The sequence below is a fragment of the uncultured Pontibacter sp. genome (assembly GCF_947495565.1).
Classification (GTDB): domain Bacteria; phylum Bacteroidota; class Bacteroidia; order Cytophagales; family Hymenobacteraceae; genus Pontibacter.
In genome coordinates this window covers 58,300-77,810 of record NZ_CANLZM010000009.1, presented here as the reverse complement: position 1 = coordinate 77,810, position 19,511 = coordinate 58,300, and the positions used below count along the sequence as shown (strand labels likewise).

The window sequence follows — 19,511 nt, the reverse complement described above, 5'->3', positions numbered from 1 at the left end:
AGTAAGGAGCGGGTGCAGCCGCTAAGCTGCACCCGCTGTGTGGTTAGTAAAAGCTTAGGCGTAGTAGTACTTGGCGTTTTTCTTATAGCCGTACTCGTAGGTCTTATTGTAATTCAGGTCATTCATGATCATGTATAGATTCTTGACCCGCTTCGAGTTATAAAGCTCGTTTATTTCAGTCAGCATATCCTTATGGGTATACTTGTGCTTCACCACGTACAGGTTTACATCCATGTGGCGCATCAACACGAAATACTCTGATACATACCCGATAGGAGGTGTGTCGATAACCACATAATCATACTGCTCTTTTAGCTGATCCACCAGTTCCTGCATGCGTGGTACCTCTAGCAGGTGCAATGCATTGTTCGGAATCGGGCCGCAAGGTATAATGTCCAGGTTTTCCAGCGTGGTTTTTTGTATAACTTCATCCAGCGGTAAACCCTGTGTAAGGTAAGAAGATAGCCCCACCGACTCTGCCACCGGGAAGTATTTGCCGAATGTTGGCTTGCGCATATCAGACTCTATCAGTACCACCCGCTTACCTGACATGGCAATCTCTGAGCTAAGGTTTACAGAACAGAACGTTTTGCCCTCACCTGAAATTGAGGAAGTAAGTCCGATCACCTTAAAGTTAGAGTCAGCCATCAGGTACTGCAGGTTAATGCGGATAGACCTGAAAGACTCGGCAATAGCGGAGCGCTGGTTATTTAGCACAGCCAGTTTATCTGATTTAGAGCCGTGCGCCACCACACCCAGGAAAGGAATATTGGTAATTTTGCCCAGATCATTCTTGCCCTGTATGGTATTATCTACGTTAGACATCAGCACAATAAAACCGGCAGGTATGGCCAAACCAATTAGCAGCGCCAGCACATAAATCATTTTTGGCTTTACGTTTACCGGCGTAGTGCCTACCATAGAGGCTTTGTCTACAATCTTTTTATCTGTGGCGTTGGTTGCTAAAGAGATAGCTGCCTCAGCTCTTTTTTCCATCAGGAAATCATACTTTTTGTCTATAAACTCAGACTGGCTTTGCAGGTCCATCAGCCTACGCTCGTTCTCCGGCAGGGAGGCAAGGTTTGCTTCTATCTTGCCGATGCGGTCATTTACGTTGCTAATGGAAATATTAGCGGACTCTACCAGGTTCTGCAGGTTGGCCTCAATGGCGCTTCGTGTGTTGGCAATCTCGCCTTCAATTTTGCGCAGCATCGGGTTGTCATCCGTGGCAGTTGTTCTGTAGCCGGCCTTTTTCTGGTTCAGCTCCGCAAGCTGCAGGAACAGGTTGTTCAGAATAGGGCTTTGAATACCGCCTACTGTAGGCGAAACAGATTGCGCGATTCCGTTTCCGTTTCTGATCTGGTCCAGGATGTTCTCGTAGTATGTTCTATCCGTATTTAAACGCGCACGCTCAGCCTCAAGCTGCGACAGCTTTTCGTAATTGATGTTGGACTGCACATTGATGTTGGCAATGCGGTTGTTGGACCGGAATGAAGAAAGCGCGTTCTTGCTTTGGCGCAAAGAGTCTGATAAAGTACCCAACTGGCCATCTATAAACTCCAGCGTTTTCATGCCGTCTTGGTTTTTTTCCTTCAGGTCATTGGCCACATACTCAGCCATCAGCGTGTTCAGGAAGGCTACTTGCTTATCAGGTATGCTGCCTTTGCTGCCAAGTACCAGCACGCGTGCCTCACGGTCTATCGGGGCAATGCTAAGCGATGACTGCTGCTGCTTTACAAGGCTTTCCAGGCTGTTGATTACAAAATAGTACTCTTTGCCTGGCTGCGGGTCTTCTACATCGCTGCGCTGCAGCGTCAGGCTCATGTTCTCGTCCTTGTACTGCTCCCCGAAGCGGAGCGTCTTTTTAAAATTAACTACCGGAATGGAGCTCACCGTGGCGTTAGAGCGGAAATCGTAACGAGGTACATTTTCAGCCTCAATCTCCAGTTCATACGTGTTTTCGTCAAGCAAACGCACCTTCATCGGAATATCCACCAGCTGAAGCGAGCTTGTGTCCAGGTCAACCTCATATGGTGCATTCTTATACTGCTCCTCTACCACCAGGTCTGAAATGTTGTTAAGCCAGTGGTCGTTCACCTTATAATAAGCTACGGTAAAGTTCAGCTTCTGGAGTGCCTGCTTAATCATCTCGGCAGATTGCAGCAAGCCAATCTCATCCTCCACTTTTATACCTTTGCTCTGTACATCCAGCACTTCCAGCAGTTCCTGGGCCTTTTTAGAGCCTGTTTGCTGGTCGCCGAGCAGGAGGGTAGACTGGAATTCAAAAATTCTTGGAGAGCTTTTAACATATACGTATCCCGCTGCAAGTGCCAGTATGGCGGAGGCGGCAAATAAGTACCACTTAGACCTAAACTTGAATAACCAGCTCTTTAAGTCTATTTCGTGCTCCTGTTTATTTCTTCTCATCGTTATTTAAACAAATTGTATAATAGCGCCCCAGTTGAGATTACCCCCAGCACAGCATTCCAGACGATGAGGTTATCGCGCTTGAGCTGTGTCTCCAGAGGCTCGACATATATAACGTCGTTGGGCATCAGGTAATAGTATTGAGATTGTACGAGGTTCGGGTCCTTGAGGTCTAATAACACCACTTCCGATTTGCCGTCTCTTTTCTGTCTTATTAATTTAACGTTTCCACGGTCAGCGCTCTGTGTCAGGTCTCCGGCCATGCTGAGGCCTTCCAGCAGGTTTGCCCGCTCATTATAAATGTAAAAGTAACCTGGGTTTCTAACCTCGCCCAGAATGCTAATTTTAAAACTGACCAGCTTCACCACTACGGTAGCGTCTGTAATGTAGCGATCTAGGTTTTTCTGGATCAGTTCCTGCGTTTGGGATGTGGTCAGGCCTTCCACCTTTAGCTTTCCGACTGTAGGCAGGTTGATAAAGCCCTCGTTATCAATGCCGTATCCGCTTAAGTACAAACTGGCTGGCTCGGCAACACCAAAAGCGTTTGCCGGGTTAGTGATGTTGAAAAGGTTGGACATATCCGGATCCACGCTCAGCACCTTAATAGATAGCACATCGTTTGATTGCAGCTGGTAGGCATCATACTTGGTCTGGATATCCGTAGGGACGTTTTCTTTGAAATTTGAGTTTTGGATGTATACGAGTTCCTTTTTCGCCATACAGGAGCTGACACATAGCAGTAGCAGGAGAAAGTAGACTATATTTCTCATATAAAGGGGTTAAGGGTGAACTCACAGTGCTGCGGGTAGATGTGGCAGATGTAAGCAAGTGAAAAATGTGTTTTTTTGTATAAGCTAATGTGTGCCGGAGGTCCGGTCAAGGCATATATACTACTACTCGCATAAAAGGATACTTAAATGCCTTAAAATTTTATGTATTGCTGAGAAAGCTTGCTTTAAGTGCAGGTGATAGTTGGCAGAATGCAAGCTAAGTAGAAGTGAGCAGGAGGCGGGAAGGAGAGGGCGGTAAACACAAAACCCATTTCCGGGGCTGCCTTAGCAGGTCCTGGAAATGGGTTTTGTATAGGGTAAATTTTATTTGCGGGGAGTTACTGAATCCACCTGGTGCGTCTTTGCTTGGTAGAGTCTTTGCGAAGCTGTTTTTGCTGCATTCTTACAATGTCTTTTGGCTGACGGACAAGCTGTTGAGCAAAACCTTCACCATGCTCCAGAATACCTCCCTTCAATCTCCAACCCTGAGGCAGAAACCCTGCTACCTCTGATGCCAACCCCTCAAGATCTGGTGCAATAATAATGTTGTACTCCATGTGTATAATGTGGCTAAAAGTCTAAGTACAATATACATATTCTGTACATAAGATGTGCGGCGGCATTACGAAAAAGTTAGTAATTACGTTACATTCTTCTTAAAATAAAGCAGCAGCTAAAAATAGTTTAATTTATATCTGCTAAACGGCTTTAATTTATGCTTATAATACTATTTTGTAATTATAACTACCCGCAGTTGCAGTTGCACATAGCAGCTTCTGCTGCTGCATTAAATACTTGGCTAAGTTTGCAGCACTGCAAAAAGCTCCTTTAAAATTTATAAAATAGAATGGAGTGAAGCCTTTGGTTAATATCAACCTATCGCTTAAGTATCGGCTGAACCAAGTATAGATCAAGGGCTTAAAAGCGCGCTTTTCATCAGTGCACATATCCTCAGATGCTGTAGGTGCGTAAAACAGCTACCTATGAAAAACGCAGCATTAGGTTTTCTGTTCGCACGCCTACCCATCGGCATGAGCATGCTTGGCCATGGTTTGGTGCGCCTACCCAAACTAACAGAGTTTAGCGAAGGTATGGCAGCCGGCTTTAAAGCAACATGGTTGCCGCAGGCGGTGGTGCAGCAATTCGCATACTTTCTGCCTTACCTGGAGCTCAACATTGGGATCTTGCTTCTGCTCGGGCTGTTCACCAGAGTAGTTTCAGCGGCAGGGGCTCTGCTGATGGTGGCGCTAATCTTTGGCTCCAGTCTACAGGAAAATTGGAATGGTGTGGCTATCCAAATGTTTTATGGCCTGTACTTTTCCTTATTAATTGCCTTCGAGCGCAAGTATAACAGGTACTCAATTGATACGGCCATTCAGCTACGCAGAGACAGAAGAAAGAAAGTTTCTGCCATGCCCTAAGTATGGTTTAGGGGCATCTCCTGTGCATTTCTCCCCATCTTTCCTTAATTTGCCTCAAACAGAAAAAAGATTTTACATGACCTACCAAGAAAGATTAGCAGCCATCCGAAGCCAGATGAAAGGTGAGGGCGTGAGCGCCTATATCATTCCATCGGCTGATCCCCATATAAGCGAATACGTGCCCGACAGGTATAAATGCATTGAGTTTGCCTCCGGCTTTACCGGCTCGGCAGGTACACTGGTGATTACCGAAGAGGCTGCTCACCTATGGACGGATGCCCGCTACTTTGTGCAGGCCAATGAGCAGCTGGAAGGCACTGGTTTTGAGCTGGCAAAGCTGCTGGTGCAGAACGCCCCGGAGTACATAGACTGGCTGGCGGAACACCTGCCCGAAGGAGCCACCGTGGCCTTCGACGGAAAACTGATTTCGGTAAGCCTGGCGCAGTTGCTGGAGTCGCAGCTAACCCCGATTGGGCTGAAGATAAACAGCGACCGGGATTACCTTGAGCCGATTTGGCAGGGGCGTCCGGGATTGCCTGCTGCGCCAGCCTATTTGTTGGGCGAGGAAGTAGTAGGAGAAAGCTTAGAGAGTAAACTGGAGCGCCTGCGCAAAGCCCTTAAAAAGCTCAGAGCCGACTACCATCTTATTTCATCTTTGGATGATATGGCCTGGCTCTTTAACATGCGCGGTTCCGATGTGAAGTGCAACCCGGTGGTGCTGAGTTTCGCCCTCATCAGCCAGGAGAAAGCCATGCTTTTTATGGATGCCACTAAACTGAGCGAAGAGGATCAGGCTAAGTTGAAAAATGCAGGTGTAGAGCTGGAAACGTATGATATGATCGAAAGAGCTGTTTCCGCTATTCCGGGCAACAGCGTTCTGGTTGACCCGCGCCGAAATTGCTATGCCTTGTATAAGCAGCTTCCGAAAGAAGTACGAGTGGTGCAGGATACCAACCCAACCACCTTCTTTAAAGCAGTGAAAAACGAAGTAGAGGTAGCGCACACGCGCCAAACGATGGTTAAAGACGGCGTAGCGCTAACCCGCTTCTTTAAGTGGCTGGAGGAGAACATCGGGAAGACAAAAATCACAGAGCTGACAGTAGTGGATAAAGTGCGCGAGTTCCGAGCACAGCAGGATGGGTTTGTGGGTGAGAGCTTTGATACTATTTCCGGTTACAAAGCACACGGTGCCTTGCCGCATTACCGTGTTACTCCTGAAAGCGATATAGAGCTGCAGCCAGAGGGGCTGTTTCTGGTGGACTCCGGCGGACAGTATACTTCCGGCACCACCGATATTACCCGCGTAGTATCTTTGGGGAGTTTGACAGAGGAGGAAAGTATAGATTATACATTGGTGCTGAAAGGTATGATAGATGGCTCGACGGCCCACTATCCAAAGGGAACCAAAGGTTACCAGATAGACGCTATTTCGCGGAAGCCGCTCTGGGATTATGCCCGCAACTATGGCCACGGCACCGGCCACGGTGTGGGTTTCTTCCTGAACGTGCACGAAGGCCCGCATGTACTTAACCCAACACCTACCGCTGTAAATCTGGAGCTAGGTATGATTTCTTCGGTTGAGCCTGGTTTGTACCGCAACGGAAAACACGGCATCCGCATCGAGAACCTGGTACTGACCGTGCAGGACGAGACCAACGAGTTCGGCGAGTTTTATACTTTCGAGCACCTCACCATGGCTCTGATCGACACCACTCCAGTTAAAAAAGAGCTACTGGAGGCGCACCAGATTAAGTGGCTGAACGAGTACCACCAGCAGGTAGTAGAAAAGCTAGGCCCGCACCTGGCTGAAGATGAATTGGCCTGGCTAAAAGAAAAGGCAAAGGCTATTTAGTTTAAAGTTTAAGTCCTCCTCTAAATAGTAGAGGAGGACTTTTATCGCTGCTAGTGGTAAAGCCCTTAACCACCAGCAGTGATAAAAGAGGAGCTTGCCGCTGCTAATTCAGAAGTATAAACTTCATATTCTGGCTCATCTCCAAAATGGAATTAATCAAAGTATAGATGTAAACGATTACTTATAAAGCTGAGCTAGGGTAAGTGTAGCTAGCACATTTAGATGTTATAGCAAGGGCTAAAGTATAAAGACACAAGCGGAGGCTTGCGCCAGTTCTTAGCCTGCTATCAGGGAATCAATCATACTTAAAAAGTCAGGCAAAAGCTATATTGTAATGGAAGCAAGTATACATACACCTGCTATGGCGGTAAGTGCAGCGGATTAAATGATGCAGGAGTTTATACTTTTTATCGATACCGAAACTACTGGCAAACCTCTGAGCTGGGACGCACCCTACTCTGATGCTAAAAACTGGCCGTACTCTGTGCAAATTGCGTGGGTAATTTATACAAAAGAAGGGCAGGAGCTGAAATCAGAAAACCATTATATTAATGAGCCGGAGCAGGAGGTATCCGAAACTTCTGCCAGCATACATAGCATTACAAAGGAGTTTCTGGAGGCAAACGGCAAAGACCGGAAGCACGTGCTACAGCTGCTGGCGCAGGATTTGGAGCAGTACCAGCCACTGGTTGTAGGGCACTTTATGCAGTTAGATTACCATATGCTGGGTGTGGGATTTCATAGGGCAAACCTCCAGAACCCGCTGCCACAGCTCCCCACCTTTTGCACCATGAACGCCACCGCCAGCTTTTGGCTTAAACCATGGCAAAGTTTTTTACGGTTAGGCGAGCTGTATGAGCGCCTGTTTCAGGAGCCGCTGGAGCAGCAGCATGATGCCGCCGTAGATGCCAGGGCAACTGCAGCCTGTTTTTTTAAGTTGGTGGAGCAGGGAGACATCTCCGATACAACTATTCTGCAGCAGCAACAGCGGCAGAAAACAGCTACACAAGCATCAACTTTTAAGGCTAAGGCCAGCCTGTTTATCATACTTGCCATTTTTATACTTGCAGTTTTACTGATTACCCTGCTATGAAAGATAAACTTGAGTTTCTGAAAAAAGTAAAGCCTTTCAACCTGCTGCCTGAGGAGGTGCTGTTAGGAGTGGCCGACCTGCTGGAGGAGGTAAAATACACCAAAGACACAGCCATTTACCTGCAGGAGGTAAGCAAAATGAAAGGCGTAGACCTGATTGCAGCGGGCGAATACGAAAGCTTTTTCTACGACAGTGAGCAGAACAAGCGCGTGGTGGAGCACCATACCAGCGGTTATTGCTACGGAGGCATTTCCGTTTTGCTGAACCGGAAAAGGTCGTTACGCTCAGTTATCGCTAAAAAAGGAACCACGGTATACTTCCTGCCACGCCGCGATTTCAGGCATCTTTGCAAAGCCTACGAAGATTTTTTCAGCTACTTTACCAACGAGTATGGTCGGCGCATGCTTAATGATGAGTTTGCCCATTTTGTGAAACGGCCAACTGCGTTCGAGGATAATTTTATAGCATCTGACCAGCTGTACTCCCGCAAAATTGAAACGCTTGTGTACCGCGACCTGGTGGTATGTAGCGCCGATACGCCCGTTTATGAAGCAGCCCGGTTAATGGCGGACAAGAAAGTCAGCTGCCTGTTTGTGCGGGATGCGCAAGGCAAAATTATTGGTTACCTTACCGATATCACCATCCGCGACAACGTGGTGGCCAGGCAGGTAAATGTGCACGAGCCGGTGCAGCAGGTAATGGATAACCCGATTGTAAGCATCAGCACCCAGGCTTACGTGTATGAGGCGATTCTGTTGATGTTCCGTACCAAAACCCGATACCTGCTGATAGAGGAGGCTGGGCAATACCTGGGTTTCATCAGCCGCAACAAATTACTCAGCGAGCAGGCGCAGTCGCCTTTCGTGTTCATTCAATCTGTTAAACTGGCGCAGTCGGTGGAGGAGCTGAAGCGGAAATGGGAGAAGGTGCCCGAGATTGTATACCAGCTCCTGGACCGCGGCGTGAAACCTGAAATCGTGAACCAGGTAATCACTACCGTTTCTGATACCATTGCTACAAAAGTAATTGAAGGAGTGATTGAGGAGATGGGTACGCCACCGGCTAAGTTTGTGTTTATGGTGCTGGGCAGTGAGGGGCGTAAAGAGCAGACCCTGAACACTGACCAGGATAACGCCATTATTTACGAGGACAAGGCCAATGAGCAGCGGGAACTGGTGCGGGAGTATTTCCTGAAGTTTGCCGAGCAGGTGTCGGAGCGTCTGGACCTGATCGGGTTCAGTTTCTGCACAGGCGGCTTTATGGCCAAAAACTCCAAATGGACGCACTCGCTCTCGCACTGGAAGCGCAACTACAGCAGTTGGATGAAGGAGCCTGACCCGGAGACGGTGATGAAGTTCTCCACCTTCTTCGACTGCCGCTACATCTATGGCGAGGCCGCTATTATGGAGGAGTTACGCGAGTTTCTGGATCAGGAGCTGCAGGAGCCACTGGGCAGGTTTCTGTACCACATGGCAAAAAATGCGCTGCAGTACGAGCCGCCGCTCACGTTCTTCCGGAATATCAAAACGTTTACCAAAGGGAGCCAGGAAGTTTTCGACATCAAGAAAACCATGACGCCTATAGTGGACCTGGTGCGTGTGCATGCTCTCAAAAACCGAATATTTAAGACAAATACCGGCGAGCGCCTGGCAGCTCTGAAAGCCTCTGGCGAGTTTACCGAAACTGATTTTCATGAGCTTATGCACGCTTATTATTACCTGATGAGCCTTCGGTTGAAGAAGCAGGCGGTGCAGATGATACATGATAAGGCCGACCCGGACAATTTTATAGACATCCGCAGCCTGACAAAAATAGAGCAGGTAACGCTGAAGGAGATCTTTAAGACCATCGCCAATTTCCAGGCAAGTATAAGATTGAAGTTCACAAACTCAATGGCAGGTTAGTTGAGGCAAACCGTACATCCAAAGTATAGCTCTACATAAAATGGAGATGGCAGCGCAACTTTTCTGCCAGAATCTGATACAAGAAGAAGGTTTAACAAGCGTTCGTCTTATGCGTCTCAAAAAGCTTCTTCATTCATACTTTTGTGCCATTGTGCTGGCAGTGCCGGGAGCGGCGGTAGCACAGGCACCACCCGCTGCCACCCAGACCGTGAAGCTGGAGGTGCCGGAAAACCTGCGCCAGGCACCTTTTAACGTGGATCGTTTTGCAAACATCCCGCCTAATTTTAAACTGGAAGTATACGCGCGTTTAAGCGGTGCCCGCTTTATGGCGGTGGCGCCCAACGGTGACCTATTTGTATCGAAGCCTGATAACGGTTTTATCAAAGTACTGAGGCCCGGTACAGGAGGCCAATTGCCACAGGAGTTTGATTTTGCCAGCGGCCTGCAGAAGCCCCACGATATAGTTTTCCATGAAATAGACGGGCAGCAGTACGTTTACATTGCCGAGAAAAACCGCATTATCCGTTACAAATACACCAGCGGCGATAAGCAGGGGCAAGGGATGGAGGTTATAGTAGACAACCTTCCGGACGAGAGCCTGGCTGAACTGAAGGGCAGCTACGGACACGTGCTAAAAAACATCGCGCTCGATAGCAACCACAAGCTTTATGTATCCATCGCCTCTACCTGCAACGCATGTATAGAAGACACGCAAAGCAACCCCAAGCGCGGTGCTGTTTATGTTTACAATGCCGATGGCTCTGGAGGGCGACTGTTTGCTGAAGGGCTTCGGAACGCGGAGGGACTGGATTTTGTGCCGGGCACCAATAACTTGTGGGTAACTGTAAACAACCGGGATAATGTGGCTTACCCTTTCGAGGATGCGACAGGCAACTATGGCAAAGTAGTGCAAAGCTACGTGGACAATAATCCGCCCGAGGAATTTGCCTTTGTGCGCGACGGAGGCAATTACGGCTGGCCTTTCTGCAACCCGGATCAACGCCAAGGTATGGACAACATGCCTTTTATCAAGGATGTGCAGCTAAATGCAGATGGAGCAGTAGATTGCAGCGGCATGGACCGCATCAGCAAAGGTATACAAGCGCACTCGGCACCACTTGGCTTGCTTTTTACCCAAGACACGCAAATTCCGGATCCTTACCGATATGGCGCTTTGATAGCACTGCACGGTTCCTGGAACCGGTCAAAAGCCACTGGCTACAAGGTTATATACTTCCCATGGCAGGGTGCCGCACCCGGCGAGCAAATCGATCTGGTAGGCGGGTTCCTGAACAGCGACTCTACCCAAGCTTACGCCCGACCCGTGGATATTGCCATAGACCAAAGCGGAAATCTTTTTATCTCGGATGATGCCGCCCACGCCATTTATAAACTGTCTTACACCGGGCCGCTCTCCGCTGCTGAGCGGGAGGAACTGGCGCGTGCTGTAGAGGTCTATCCGGTTCCGGTTAAAGGCAAGCTGAAGCTCAAACTGAATGGCCTGAAACATCCCGAGGTACGGTTTATACTTACCAATGCCCAATCTGCTAACGTGCTGGATGTAAGCAAGCGCATAGGCAGCGGTGAGCAACATTTAGCGTTGGAAACAGATCAGCTTGTGGCAGGTGTATACTTTTTGAGTATCATTTCCGGGGAAACGCGCGTGGTGAAGCGTGTGGTCCTGCAGTAAGAACAGCTACTGGCGAAGCGGGCATGCAAAGGCGGATACTCCCTCTTTTTTTATGCCCGCTTTGCTGTTAAATAACCTGTACCTTTGCCTGCAGGGTTTGTTCCTTCTTGCATAGTATTGATGAGCAGTTTTATACTTTTATTCGGGTGCCTGGGGCTGGGTTTGCTGCTGCAGCATGTAAAGCAGTTTCCTAAAAATTCGGCTCAGGTTCTCAACCAGTTTATCATCTACATATCTTTGCCGGCGCTGGCGCTTTATTTTATACCAGAGATAAAGCTGAACAGCACGGTGCTGCTACCGGTAGGGGTGGCTTGGATCTGTTTTGCCGGGGCTGCCTTGTTCTTCTGGAGCCTTGGTAAAGCTTTTGGCTGGTCGCGGAAGCTGATCGGTTGCCTTATCCTGACAGGCGGTTTAGGTAATACTTCCTTTGTCGGGCTGCCGGTAATTGAGGCACTTTACGGGCCGGATAGTCTGGAAACTGTTATCCTTATCGATCAGCCGGGTACTTTTGTGGTGCTTTCTACAGTTGGAATTGCGCTGGCGGCAAGCTTCTCCAGAGGCACGACGAGTGCAGCCATAATTGCCCGTAAAATTTTCTTTTTTCCGCCTTTTATAGCTTTTCTGCTGGCGCTGCTGCTCAACATACTCAACCTGCACTTCTCAGCTGATATTAAAGACGTGTTTCAGCGGCTGGGCAGCACGGTTTCGCCGTTGGCGCTGGTATCGGTGGGGCTGCAACTGCGGCCGGAGTGGCGCAGCAGGCACTGGAGCTTTCTTGCGCTAGGGCTTACGTTTCAGCTGTTGCTGGCCCCGTTGCTTATACTTGGCTTGTACTACGGCGTGTTTGGCGCAAGCGGGGAGCTGCTGCAGATAAGTGTGCTGGAGGCAGCCATGGCCCCCATGATAACAGGAAGTATAGTAGCTGCCTCTTACGGCCTGAAACCACGGTTGGCAAGTATGATGGTCGGCTTCGGTATCCCTATCTCTTTCCTGACCCTCGCTTTTTGGTACTGGGTTCTGCGCGTTGTTATCGGTTAATGCTCTGCGAAAACATCTAAAAACAACAATGAGCCTGTTTAGAGTTTATTAATACTACACTGCCTGCCCTTGCTGCGTGTTTTCACCAGCAAGATTAACAGCATCTGCATTTTGATTGTTGGTGAAAAACACCAACAATGGCGGGTGTAGGCCCTAACCAAAAACTCTAAACAGCTTCAACCTAATAAACCCGTACAACCAACTACTCCTGGTAAGTATCCAGCTTTATTTTTTCGATGAGAAGGTAGTTTTTGAACTGGTGAATAAGCTTATCCATTTCACGCTCTTTCTCCGTCAGGGCCTCCACTTCATCGTCCGAGTCTTGCAGTACAGGGCGCAGGCGGAAAAGGCTGTCTTGCAGTTGCGGTATAGCAGTTTCTGTTTGCAGGCGTAAAGATGGCTCTATTCCGTGCTCCAACGACTCTTCCAGCTCTTTAATGTATTGCTCTAGAAACGCCATCATGTGCCAGGGGTTGTTCGGGCGGTTCCAGGTAAAGCCGGTGTTGCAGCGGCGGCAGCGGTAGGTGTTCAGTTTCCAGCCATGTTCATTGGTGGTTACGGCCTGCTTCTTCAGCATATCAGCCTTCTGGCATTTGGGGCACTGGGCATTGTCCTCGATCAGCTTTTCGAGGCGCGTACGCTTGTCCAGAATGGCAGCACGGTTATCAGCGTGCTGCAGCAGCTGCTTCTCCAGGTTTTGGCATGCCTGCGTCAGCTGTTGCTGGTCCTCGCTCAGTTCCTCATTTTCTGTTAGTTGCTCAGCGCGCTTGCTAAAAAAACGAATCAGTTTAATCAGCTCTCTCTCGTTAGCCTTCAGTGCTTTATTCATACTTACAAAGGTAAGATTATAAGTTAGAAACTTAAAAAGTATGGTTATAACAAGTTTAAGCAATAAACTCTTTAACCTTCTAAATCTTTAACTTTCTAACTCCCAACCTAACTCTTCTCCCTGACCCGCTTGTAAATCCGGATGGCCAGCATGAGCATGGCTGAGAAAAGAAGAAGGCCAAGTATGCCCCACAGCATGCTAAGCGAGCTTTTGAGCACAACCAGGAACACAATGCTGATGAGGAAAAGCGTTGCCACCTCGTTCCAGATCCGAAGCTGCGTAGAGTTATACTTGATGATGCCCTGCTGTTGCTGCTTAAATATGGCGTGGCAAAGGAAATGGTAAATATAAAGCCCTACTACAAAGCTAAGCTTCCAGACCAGCCAACCGGGAACAGCGCCGTACAGGTACAGCATGGTAAGGCCGAAAATAAGCGTCAGGACGGCGGAAGGCCAGGTTATGCCATACCAAAGCCGCTTCTGCATAACACTAAACTGCTTTTGTAGGATAGATTTCTCCGGCTCGGGCTTCTCGGCTGCTTCAGCATAATAAATAAAGAGGCGAACAATATAAAAGAGCCCGGCAAACCAGGTTACCACAAAAATGATATGCAGCGCCTTTACATAGAAGTAGCTCATGGTAGCTTGTAATGTTTCTGCAAAGGTAATCCTAATTGTTGAAAGGAGGGAGCGGAAGTATAGATGCGGTTTGGAGGCAGCCAGGAGGCACTTTTTCGTTTGCCAGCAGGCGTAATTGCATCGGCCTCTTGCTGTTGCTATTTGCCACCTTACCCGCTGCTGGCTGTGTTTCTTTGCTAAAAGATGATTAATTTCACAGGATTAGCTACTTTTTTGCACAGATTACAACCTATGAAGATATCGACACCAACACTACTTTTAGATAAACAAAAAGCAATGCAGAACATCCGCCGCATGGTGGAGAAAGCAAAACGAAACAGGGTACGGCTGCGTCCGCACTTCAAAACGCATCAGTCCGCGCAGGTGGGCGAGTGGTTTCGGGCGCATGGCGTGGAGGCTATTACAGTTTCTTCGGTGCGCATGGCCCGCTACTTTGCCAACCACGGCTGGGATGATATTATGATTGCTTTTCCGGCCAATATTCTGGAGCTGGAAAGTATAAACGAGCTTGCCGCACGCATTAAGCTGCACCTGGTGGCGGTAAACCAGGAAACAGTGGCAGCCCTGGCGAAGCACCTGCAGCACCCAGTACAGCTTTCACTCAAAATAGACACGGGTTATCGGCGCACAGGTATAATGGCCACAAATTATGCTGAGGTAGATGCCCTTGTGCAGCAAATTCGGGAGCAGGATAAGCTGCAGTTTGCCGGTTTTGTAGTGCACGACGGACATACGTATAAGCAGACCGATACAGACGCGATCCAGACGATATTCAATACCTCGGTGTACCAGCTGCGCCTGCTGCGGGAGCGCTACAAGTCTAAGTTTCCGGACCTGCAGCTGTCCATCGGCGATACGCCTTCCTGCAGCATCATCAAAACCATACATGGGGTAGATGAGATCCGGCCCGGTAATTTTGTGTTTTATGACCTGACGCAGCAGCGCATCGGTTCCTGCTCCTTCGACGATATTGCCGTGTGCATGGCTTGCCCGGTAGTGGCCAAACACCCAGACCGGGGCGAGCTTATACTTTACGGCGGCAGCGTGCATTTTTCCAAGGATGTTATACTTCAGGAGGATGCCTCTTCTGTTTACGGACGTGTGGTGGAGCTGACGGAGAACGGTTGGTCAGGGCCGCTGGAAGGCATTGAGGTTGTTTCGCTCTCACAGGAGCATGGGGTGGTAAAAGCCTCGCCTGAGCTATTTGATAAGTATAAAATCGGGGATCTGATGGGAGTATTACCGGTTCATTCCTGCCTCACAGCCAACCTAATGCAAGGATACTTGACTACAGCGGGAGAGCAGTTGGAGCACCTGACGGGTTTACCGCAGCGTGAGCTTGTTTCTTAAGTATAAAGTATAGCAAATTACGTCCGGGTTTATACTTTTGTAGGTAAATATGGCCACCACCACCAAGCTACCTGTTAAGAAAGCAGCTGCTGTAAAAGCGCCTGCCAAACGTGTTGCCAAGCCAAAGCAGCCGCGTAAGAAGCAAACGGGCCAGCCGCCCAAGCGCTTCTGGATTGGCGTGGCTATTTTGCTGGCGCTGGCGCTGCTTGTATTTTATGTGGAGTACTTTGTAGTGAAACCCAAGCCCGTATGGCCGGAGGGACACACAATTTACGGGGTAGATGTGAGCCATTACCAGAAAGAAGTTGCCTGGACCAAGGTGCGGGAAAGTGAAATCACCTTTGCTTTCGTAAAAGCCACAGAAGGTGTAACTCTGAAGGATAAGAAGTTTAAGGAAAATTGGTCTGGAGCGACTGAGGCAGGTATAATAAGAGGCGCATACCATTTTTACCTGCCATACCTTGACCCCATAAAACAGGCGAAAAACTTTACGGCTACCGTGCAGCTTCAGAGTGGCGATTTGCCGCCGGTGCTGGATGTGGAAGTGCGGGGTCGAAAGCCTGTAGCGCAACTCCGAAAAGACTTAAAAGTATGGCTGGACCACGTAGAGAATACTTACGGCACAAAGCCCATCATTTACACGGGCTATCATTTCTACAAAGATTACTTGGAGGGCCACTTCGATAGTTATCCGCTCTGGATCGCACATTACGAGGTGCCAAAGCTTCACATCGAAAGGACCAACACCCGCAAACTCACTTTCTGGCAACACACAGATAACGGCTCTATAGGAGGCATTGAAACCTCCGTTGACTGCAACGTGTTTTATGGCAGCATGCGAGATCTTAAGAGTGTTTGCATTCCGTAATAAAGCTGGTTTATACTTTTGTTTAGATATCAAAAAGCTACTCCAGTATAAACTAAAGGGTGTTAAAAGCAACAGGCACAGCTGTTTAGCTGTGCCTGTTGCTTTATAGGAAGTTAAGTTTTAATATCTTTCGTTATTTCTATCTCTGTTCCGATCCTGTGTCCAAGTGCGGTTACGGTTGTGGCTTGTAATGTAGTACGGATCTTTGCGGGCGTTGAAACTGCGGTTTGGATCATAGTCGTAGTCGCTGTCGCGGTGCTGTATACGGCTGTTGTCAGCGTCGCGTGCGTAGGTGTCGTTCGGGTATTCTGTATGGCGGCTGCCCCTGTAGCCAATTGAGTCAGAAGATTCTCCGTAGCTTCTGCCTGAGCTTCCGCTGTCGTAGCTGCCCATAGAGCCATAGTTGCCGGAGTTGTAGTCGCGGTTTGATGAGCGGTTGTAGCCGCTGCCCATGTAGCTGCCCTGTGAGCCACCATAGTTAGAAGAGGAAGACGATCCACGATAGTCTCTGTCTCTGCCTCTGTTACGGTCTCTGTCAGAGCTGCGGAAGCTGCCGCTGCCTTGGTTATAGTTATCCCTGTCAAAGTCGTAGCGGCCTTGCCCTGAGGACCCCTGGAACCGGCGTGAGGTATCTGATCCGTACAAATCAGGGTGAGAATCATACTTGTAACCTGATCCGTGGCTGTCGTAGTCGCTTTCGTAGCCATAGCTTCTGCGGCGCCCTTGGCCAGAATTGTCTCTCGAACCCATACCACTATCATATTCATGGCCGCGCTCGCGCTGTGAGGAGTATCCGCCCCTGGAGTCGCCGAAGCCCTGCGCACCGCCGTAGCTGCCCATGTTGCCATAGTTGCGGGAGGTGCTGTAGGTGTCACGCATTCCTTGGTTGCTGGTGTTGCGTGAGCCGCCCATTTCGTTGCCTTGGTTGCCCCAGGTGCCGGTGTGGCTCTCGTTTCCGTATCCGCCGCGAGCAGAAGAACCATAGTCATCAAAATGATAGCTGCTGTCCTGCTCCGGGTGCCTGTAGCGCTCGGAACGGTGCGTCTTAAATCCGCGGTTCTCGTCTCTGTCGGCTCGGTTAGAATAATCTGAATTCATAGCTTTCTGGTTTAAATTTTACAAGCAATTTACTCTATACTCTTAACGGAAAGGCGCAGCATGGGTTGAGCCAATTTGGTTCCAGTATTCTTAGGGGAGCAGGTCCGGGAAGTATAAGGCATGTGCCGAAGCCTTTGAGGCAGGTGTTGTTTTTTCTGAGTTTTTAGGCCAATAATCCGCTAATCTTCCTTTCAAAAATGAAAGGTGGCTGAGGTAATTTTAAACAGTCATCAACGCCATACTGAGCACCATTATAAAATCTGTGTTGCGTATAGAAACTTGCCACTTTAACATTCCTTTCTACGTTACCGCTAAGCGTTTAAAATAATCATACTTTATATTGTGCAATTTTTAATGAGGTGAAACATGTGTTATTGCCTTGATAGGTTCTCAAGCTCATTATTTGTTCAAAAGCAGGCAACCAACAGGCCTGTAAGGTAGTACAAGAACTTTACGCTGCTTTGGTGAACGCACAATTAAACAGCTGCTTCCAAGGCAGCGCGCACCTTAGCCAGCTGCAGCACGCTGATGCGGCTGCTTTAGTCTAATTCAGAAAACAAACCATAATGGCTAAAGTAATAGAACTACAAGGAGGAATTCACCGCCAGGCTGCGCACGATTTTTACCGTGAAGCCCTCGGAATTATGGCGGAGAGCAATACAGATTTTATGGTGGGAGGTGGCTTTGCCCTGCGCCTGTACACCGATATTATGCGCGATACAAAAGACCTGGATGTATTCTGCAAAGGAAGTGACACACCAGCCATCCTGAAAGCTTTCAAGGAAAACGGCTACGACACCGAACTTACAGACATACGCTGGCTGGCGAAGGCTATAAGAGGGGAGCACTTTATGGATATCATCTTTAACAACCCCGGAAACCACTGCGCCGTGGACGATAGCTGGTTTGAGCGCTCCACCCAAAGCGAACTGCTTGGAGTTAAGGTGAAAGTGATACCTGCAGAAACCCTTATCTGGTCGAAGCTGTATGTGCAGAACAGGGAGCGTTACGATGGGGCTGATATCAACCACATCATACTTCGCTACGGCGATAGGTTAGACTGGAAATGGCTGTGGCAGCACATGGAAACACACTGGCAGCTGCTGCTGGCGCAATTGCTTTCTTTTCAGTTTGTGTATCCATCAGAGCGCGATATTATTCCGAAGTGGCTGTTTGATGAGCTGTTTATGCGTGCACAGGCCGAGCTGGAGATGCCAGCGCCTATAGAAAAGATTTGTCGCGGCCCTCTCATAGACCAAACGCAGTACAAAATAGACATCACCGATTGGGACTTTAAAGTAGTTACCATCAGATCAGTATAAAAACACATGGCTACAAAAAAGGAGAAAAAAACCAGAATTGCGGCAGTAGGGGATATACATGTGCGGGAGACGGACCGCGGGAAGTACGAAGAATATTTTACGAAAGTATCAGAAGAGGCGGATGTGCTGCTGCTTTGCGGAGACCTGACAGATACAGGACGCACTGCAGAGGCAGAGGTGCTGGCAGAGGAGCTGAAGTCCTGCAGTATTCCGGTTGTGGCTGTGCTCGGTAACCACGATTATGAGCGCGATAACCAGAAAGCCATACGCAAAGTGCTGATAAAGCAGAACGTGCACATGCTGGATGGCGACAGTGTGGTGATTGGGAATGTGGGCTTTGCCGGCGTAAAAGGCTTTGGCGGCGGCTTTGATAACAGCATGCTAGGCATGTTTGGCGAGCCGATGATTAAGCAGTTTGTGCAGGAGGCCGTGGACGAAGCTCTGAAACTAGACGGTGCCCTCTCTCGAATAGACAGCGATACCGTGGACGTAAAAAAGATTGCGGTGCTGCATTACGCTCCTATAAAAGCTACGATAATTGGGGAGCCCGAACAGATTTTCCCGTTCCTTGGATCATCGCGCCTGGCCGAACCGATTAACAGACGCGAGGTTGTAGCCGCTTTTCACGGGCATGCGCACATCGGTACGCTGGAGGGCGAAACATCGAAAGGCGTAAAAGTATTCAATGTATCCAAGCCCATACTTCAGAAAGAAGGCTACGATCCGCCATTCTTTATTTTTGAAGTATAAATCAGAAGTTAAATTTGAGATTTATACTTTGCACAAAGTATAAACAGGATGTATAAAACCAGAAAGGGAGCCGCAAGTATAAACTGCGGCTCCCTTTCTGGTTTTATGTGATTTTCTACGGCTTCTAGCTGGCTTGCTTGGCACTATGGCTGTAAACATAGTTCACAAAGTCATCAACAGTATAAACCGGCACCTCGTCAGGTATTGTAAGCTGGTAGGTTTTCTCCACTTTCAGGATTATGTCCACCACATCGATAATATCAAGCCCCAGACTGGTGAGGTCGCGGACTTTCAGTAGCCTGTTTGGGTTGATTTTGGTAATGGAAGTGATAATGTTAACCACTTCGTTTTGAATTGCCTGTGTATTTGGGATCACATTAGTCATGGCATGTAAGAGTTAATGGAGAAATATTGCCTGCTGCCTTTCCTTAGCAGCGAGTGTGGTTAAAGGATTGTGAAAG

At 48.6% G+C, this 19,511-nt stretch carries 17 protein-coding genes; 10 read left to right on the top strand and 7 right to left on the bottom strand.

Annotated features, from left to right (window positions below; all coding sequences use genetic code 11):
* Nucleotides 1–54: 54 nt before the first annotated feature.
* The 3 genes from Q1B04_RS12550 to Q1B04_RS12540 form a co-directional block, all read right to left on the bottom strand.
* The gene (locus Q1B04_RS12550; RefSeq protein ID WP_299759196.1) at nucleotides 55–2,427 is read right to left on the bottom strand and encodes a polysaccharide biosynthesis tyrosine autokinase; all 2,373 of its coding nucleotides are present in this window, start codon (nucleotides 2,425–2,427) and stop codon (nucleotides 55–57) included.
* 2 nt (nucleotides 2,428–2,429) lie between these two features.
* Nucleotides 2,430–3,146: a polysaccharide biosynthesis/export family protein gene (locus tag Q1B04_RS12545; protein ID WP_299759194.1), complete on the bottom strand. Its 717-nt coding sequence runs from the start codon at nucleotides 3,144–3,146 to the stop codon at nucleotides 2,430–2,432.
* 389 nt (nucleotides 3,147–3,535) lie between these two features.
* Nucleotides 3,536–3,754, bottom strand: a complete 219-nt coding sequence (locus Q1B04_RS12540) for a hypothetical protein (RefSeq protein WP_299759192.1) — start codon at nucleotides 3,752–3,754, stop codon at nucleotides 3,536–3,538.
* Nucleotides 3,755–4,180: 426 nt separating this feature from the next.
* On the opposite strand from Q1B04_RS12540, the gene Q1B04_RS12535 reads away from it, so the two are divergent.
* From Q1B04_RS12535 to Q1B04_RS12510, 6 genes are all read left to right on the top strand, one after another.
* Entirely contained in the window at nucleotides 4,181–4,618 is a 438-nt protein-coding gene (locus tag Q1B04_RS12535; protein WP_299759189.1) for a DoxX family membrane protein, read from the top strand.
* A 76-nt stretch (nucleotides 4,619–4,694) separates the two neighbouring features.
* Entirely contained in the window at nucleotides 4,695–6,470 is a 1,776-nt protein-coding gene (locus Q1B04_RS12530) for an aminopeptidase P family protein (RefSeq protein WP_299759187.1), read from the top strand.
* Between the two features lie 385 nt (nucleotides 6,471–6,855).
* On the top strand, nucleotides 6,856–7,563 hold the full coding sequence (locus tag Q1B04_RS12525; protein ID WP_299759185.1) for a 3'-5' exonuclease: 708 nt from the start codon (nucleotides 6,856–6,858) through the stop codon (nucleotides 7,561–7,563).
* On the top strand, nucleotides 7,560–9,467 hold the full coding sequence (locus tag Q1B04_RS12520; protein ID WP_299759183.1) for a DUF294 nucleotidyltransferase-like domain-containing protein: 1,908 nt from the start codon (nucleotides 7,560–7,562) through the stop codon (nucleotides 9,465–9,467). The genes Q1B04_RS12525 and Q1B04_RS12520 overlap by 4 nt, the downstream gene beginning before the upstream one ends.
* A gap of 46 nt (nucleotides 9,468–9,513) precedes the next feature.
* On the top strand, nucleotides 9,514–11,157 hold the full coding sequence (locus Q1B04_RS12515) for a hypothetical protein (protein WP_299759181.1): 1,644 nt from the start codon (nucleotides 9,514–9,516) through the stop codon (nucleotides 11,155–11,157).
* A gap of 120 nt (nucleotides 11,158–11,277) precedes the next feature.
* Nucleotides 11,278–12,195 (top strand): AEC family transporter, encoded by a 918-nt coding sequence (locus Q1B04_RS12510; RefSeq protein ID WP_299759179.1) that lies wholly within the window; start codon nucleotides 11,278–11,280, stop codon nucleotides 12,193–12,195.
* Nucleotides 12,196–12,397: 202 nt separating this feature from the next.
* Here the strand turns inward: Q1B04_RS12510 and Q1B04_RS12505 are convergent, their stop codons facing one another.
* Together Q1B04_RS12505 and Q1B04_RS12500 are read right to left on the bottom strand one after the other, a co-directional pair.
* Nucleotides 12,398–13,024, bottom strand: a complete 627-nt coding sequence (locus tag Q1B04_RS12505; protein ID WP_299759177.1) for a hypothetical protein — start codon at nucleotides 13,022–13,024, stop codon at nucleotides 12,398–12,400.
* A gap of 107 nt (nucleotides 13,025–13,131) precedes the next feature.
* Nucleotides 13,132–13,662, bottom strand: a complete 531-nt coding sequence (locus tag Q1B04_RS12500; protein WP_299759175.1) for a CopD family protein — start codon at nucleotides 13,660–13,662, stop codon at nucleotides 13,132–13,134.
* Nucleotides 13,663–13,893: 231 nt separating this feature from the next.
* Here Q1B04_RS12500 and Q1B04_RS12495 point away from each other — a divergent pair, with 231 nt between their 5' ends.
* On the top strand, nucleotides 13,894–15,012 hold the full coding sequence (locus Q1B04_RS12495) for an alanine racemase (RefSeq protein WP_299759173.1): 1,119 nt from the start codon (nucleotides 13,894–13,896) through the stop codon (nucleotides 15,010–15,012).
* Between the two features lie 49 nt (nucleotides 15,013–15,061).
* Nucleotides 15,062–15,880: a GH25 family lysozyme gene (locus Q1B04_RS12490; RefSeq protein ID WP_299759171.1), complete on the top strand. Its 819-nt coding sequence runs from the start codon at nucleotides 15,062–15,064 to the stop codon at nucleotides 15,878–15,880.
* A 120-nt stretch (nucleotides 15,881–16,000) separates the two neighbouring features.
* On the opposite strand, the gene Q1B04_RS12485 is transcribed toward Q1B04_RS12490, so the two are convergent.
* Nucleotides 16,001–16,978 carry a hypothetical protein gene (locus tag Q1B04_RS12485; RefSeq protein ID WP_299759169.1) on the bottom strand — a complete coding sequence of 326 codons (978 nt, stop codon included), beginning with the start codon at nucleotides 16,976–16,978 and terminating at the stop codon, nucleotides 16,001–16,003.
* A gap of 566 nt (nucleotides 16,979–17,544) precedes the next feature.
* Here Q1B04_RS12485 and Q1B04_RS12480 point away from each other — a divergent pair.
* On the top strand, nucleotides 17,545–18,300 hold the full coding sequence (locus Q1B04_RS12480; protein ID WP_299759167.1) for a nucleotidyltransferase: 756 nt from the start codon (nucleotides 17,545–17,547) through the stop codon (nucleotides 18,298–18,300).
* 6 nt (nucleotides 18,301–18,306) lie between these two features.
* Nucleotides 18,307–19,050, top strand: coding sequence for a metallophosphoesterase (locus tag Q1B04_RS12475; RefSeq protein WP_299759165.1), 744 nt, complete (start codon nucleotides 18,307–18,309; stop codon nucleotides 19,048–19,050).
* Nucleotides 19,051–19,174: 124 nt separating this feature from the next.
* Here Q1B04_RS12475 and Q1B04_RS12470 read toward each other — a convergent pair whose 3' ends face one another.
* Nucleotides 19,175–19,435: an acyl carrier protein gene (locus Q1B04_RS12470; RefSeq protein WP_299759163.1), complete on the bottom strand. Its 261-nt coding sequence runs from the start codon at nucleotides 19,433–19,435 to the stop codon at nucleotides 19,175–19,177.
* Between the last annotated feature and the right edge of the window lie 76 nt (nucleotides 19,436–19,511).

What these genes read in the sequence shown, in the direction of transcription:
- Q1B04_RS12550 (WP_299759196.1), bottom strand. Translation starts at nt 2,427, where the DNA reads ATGAGAAGAAATAAACAGGAGCACGAAATAGACTTAAAGAGCTGGTTA.
- Q1B04_RS12545 (WP_299759194.1), bottom strand. Translation starts at nt 3,146, where the DNA reads ATGGCGAAAAAGGAACTCGTATACATCCAAAACTCAAATTTCAAAGAA.
- Q1B04_RS12540 (WP_299759192.1), bottom strand. Translation starts at nt 3,754, where the DNA reads ATGGAGTACAACATTATTATTGCACCAGATCTTGAGGGGTTGGCATCA.
- Q1B04_RS12535 (WP_299759189.1), top strand. Translation starts at nt 4,181, where the DNA reads ATGAAAAACGCAGCATTAGGTTTTCTGTTCGCACGCCTACCCATCGGC.
- Q1B04_RS12530 (WP_299759187.1), top strand. Translation starts at nt 4,695, where the DNA reads ATGACCTACCAAGAAAGATTAGCAGCCATCCGAAGCCAGATGAAAGGT.
- Q1B04_RS12525 (WP_299759185.1), top strand. Translation starts at nt 6,856, where the DNA reads ATGATGCAGGAGTTTATACTTTTTATCGATACCGAAACTACTGGCAAA.
- Q1B04_RS12520 (WP_299759183.1), top strand. Translation starts at nt 7,560, where the DNA reads ATGAAAGATAAACTTGAGTTTCTGAAAAAAGTAAAGCCTTTCAACCTG.
- Q1B04_RS12515 (WP_299759181.1), top strand. Translation starts at nt 9,514, where the DNA reads ATGGCAGCGCAACTTTTCTGCCAGAATCTGATACAAGAAGAAGGTTTA.
- Q1B04_RS12510 (WP_299759179.1), top strand. Translation starts at nt 11,278, where the DNA reads ATGAGCAGTTTTATACTTTTATTCGGGTGCCTGGGGCTGGGTTTGCTG.
- Q1B04_RS12505 (WP_299759177.1), bottom strand. Translation starts at nt 13,024, where the DNA reads ATGAATAAAGCACTGAAGGCTAACGAGAGAGAGCTGATTAAACTGATT.
- Q1B04_RS12500 (WP_299759175.1), bottom strand. Translation starts at nt 13,662, where the DNA reads ATGAGCTACTTCTATGTAAAGGCGCTGCATATCATTTTTGTGGTAACC.
- Q1B04_RS12495 (WP_299759173.1), top strand. Translation starts at nt 13,894, where the DNA reads ATGAAGATATCGACACCAACACTACTTTTAGATAAACAAAAAGCAATG.
- Q1B04_RS12490 (WP_299759171.1), top strand. Translation starts at nt 15,062, where the DNA reads ATGGCCACCACCACCAAGCTACCTGTTAAGAAAGCAGCTGCTGTAAAA.
- Q1B04_RS12485 (WP_299759169.1), bottom strand. Translation starts at nt 16,978, where the DNA reads ATGAATTCAGATTATTCTAACCGAGCCGACAGAGACGAGAACCGCGGA.
- Q1B04_RS12480 (WP_299759167.1), top strand. Translation starts at nt 17,545, where the DNA reads ATGGCTAAAGTAATAGAACTACAAGGAGGAATTCACCGCCAGGCTGCG.
- Q1B04_RS12475 (WP_299759165.1), top strand. Translation starts at nt 18,307, where the DNA reads ATGGCTACAAAAAAGGAGAAAAAAACCAGAATTGCGGCAGTAGGGGAT.
- Q1B04_RS12470 (WP_299759163.1), bottom strand. Translation starts at nt 19,435, where the DNA reads ATGACTAATGTGATCCCAAATACACAGGCAATTCAAAACGAAGTGGTT.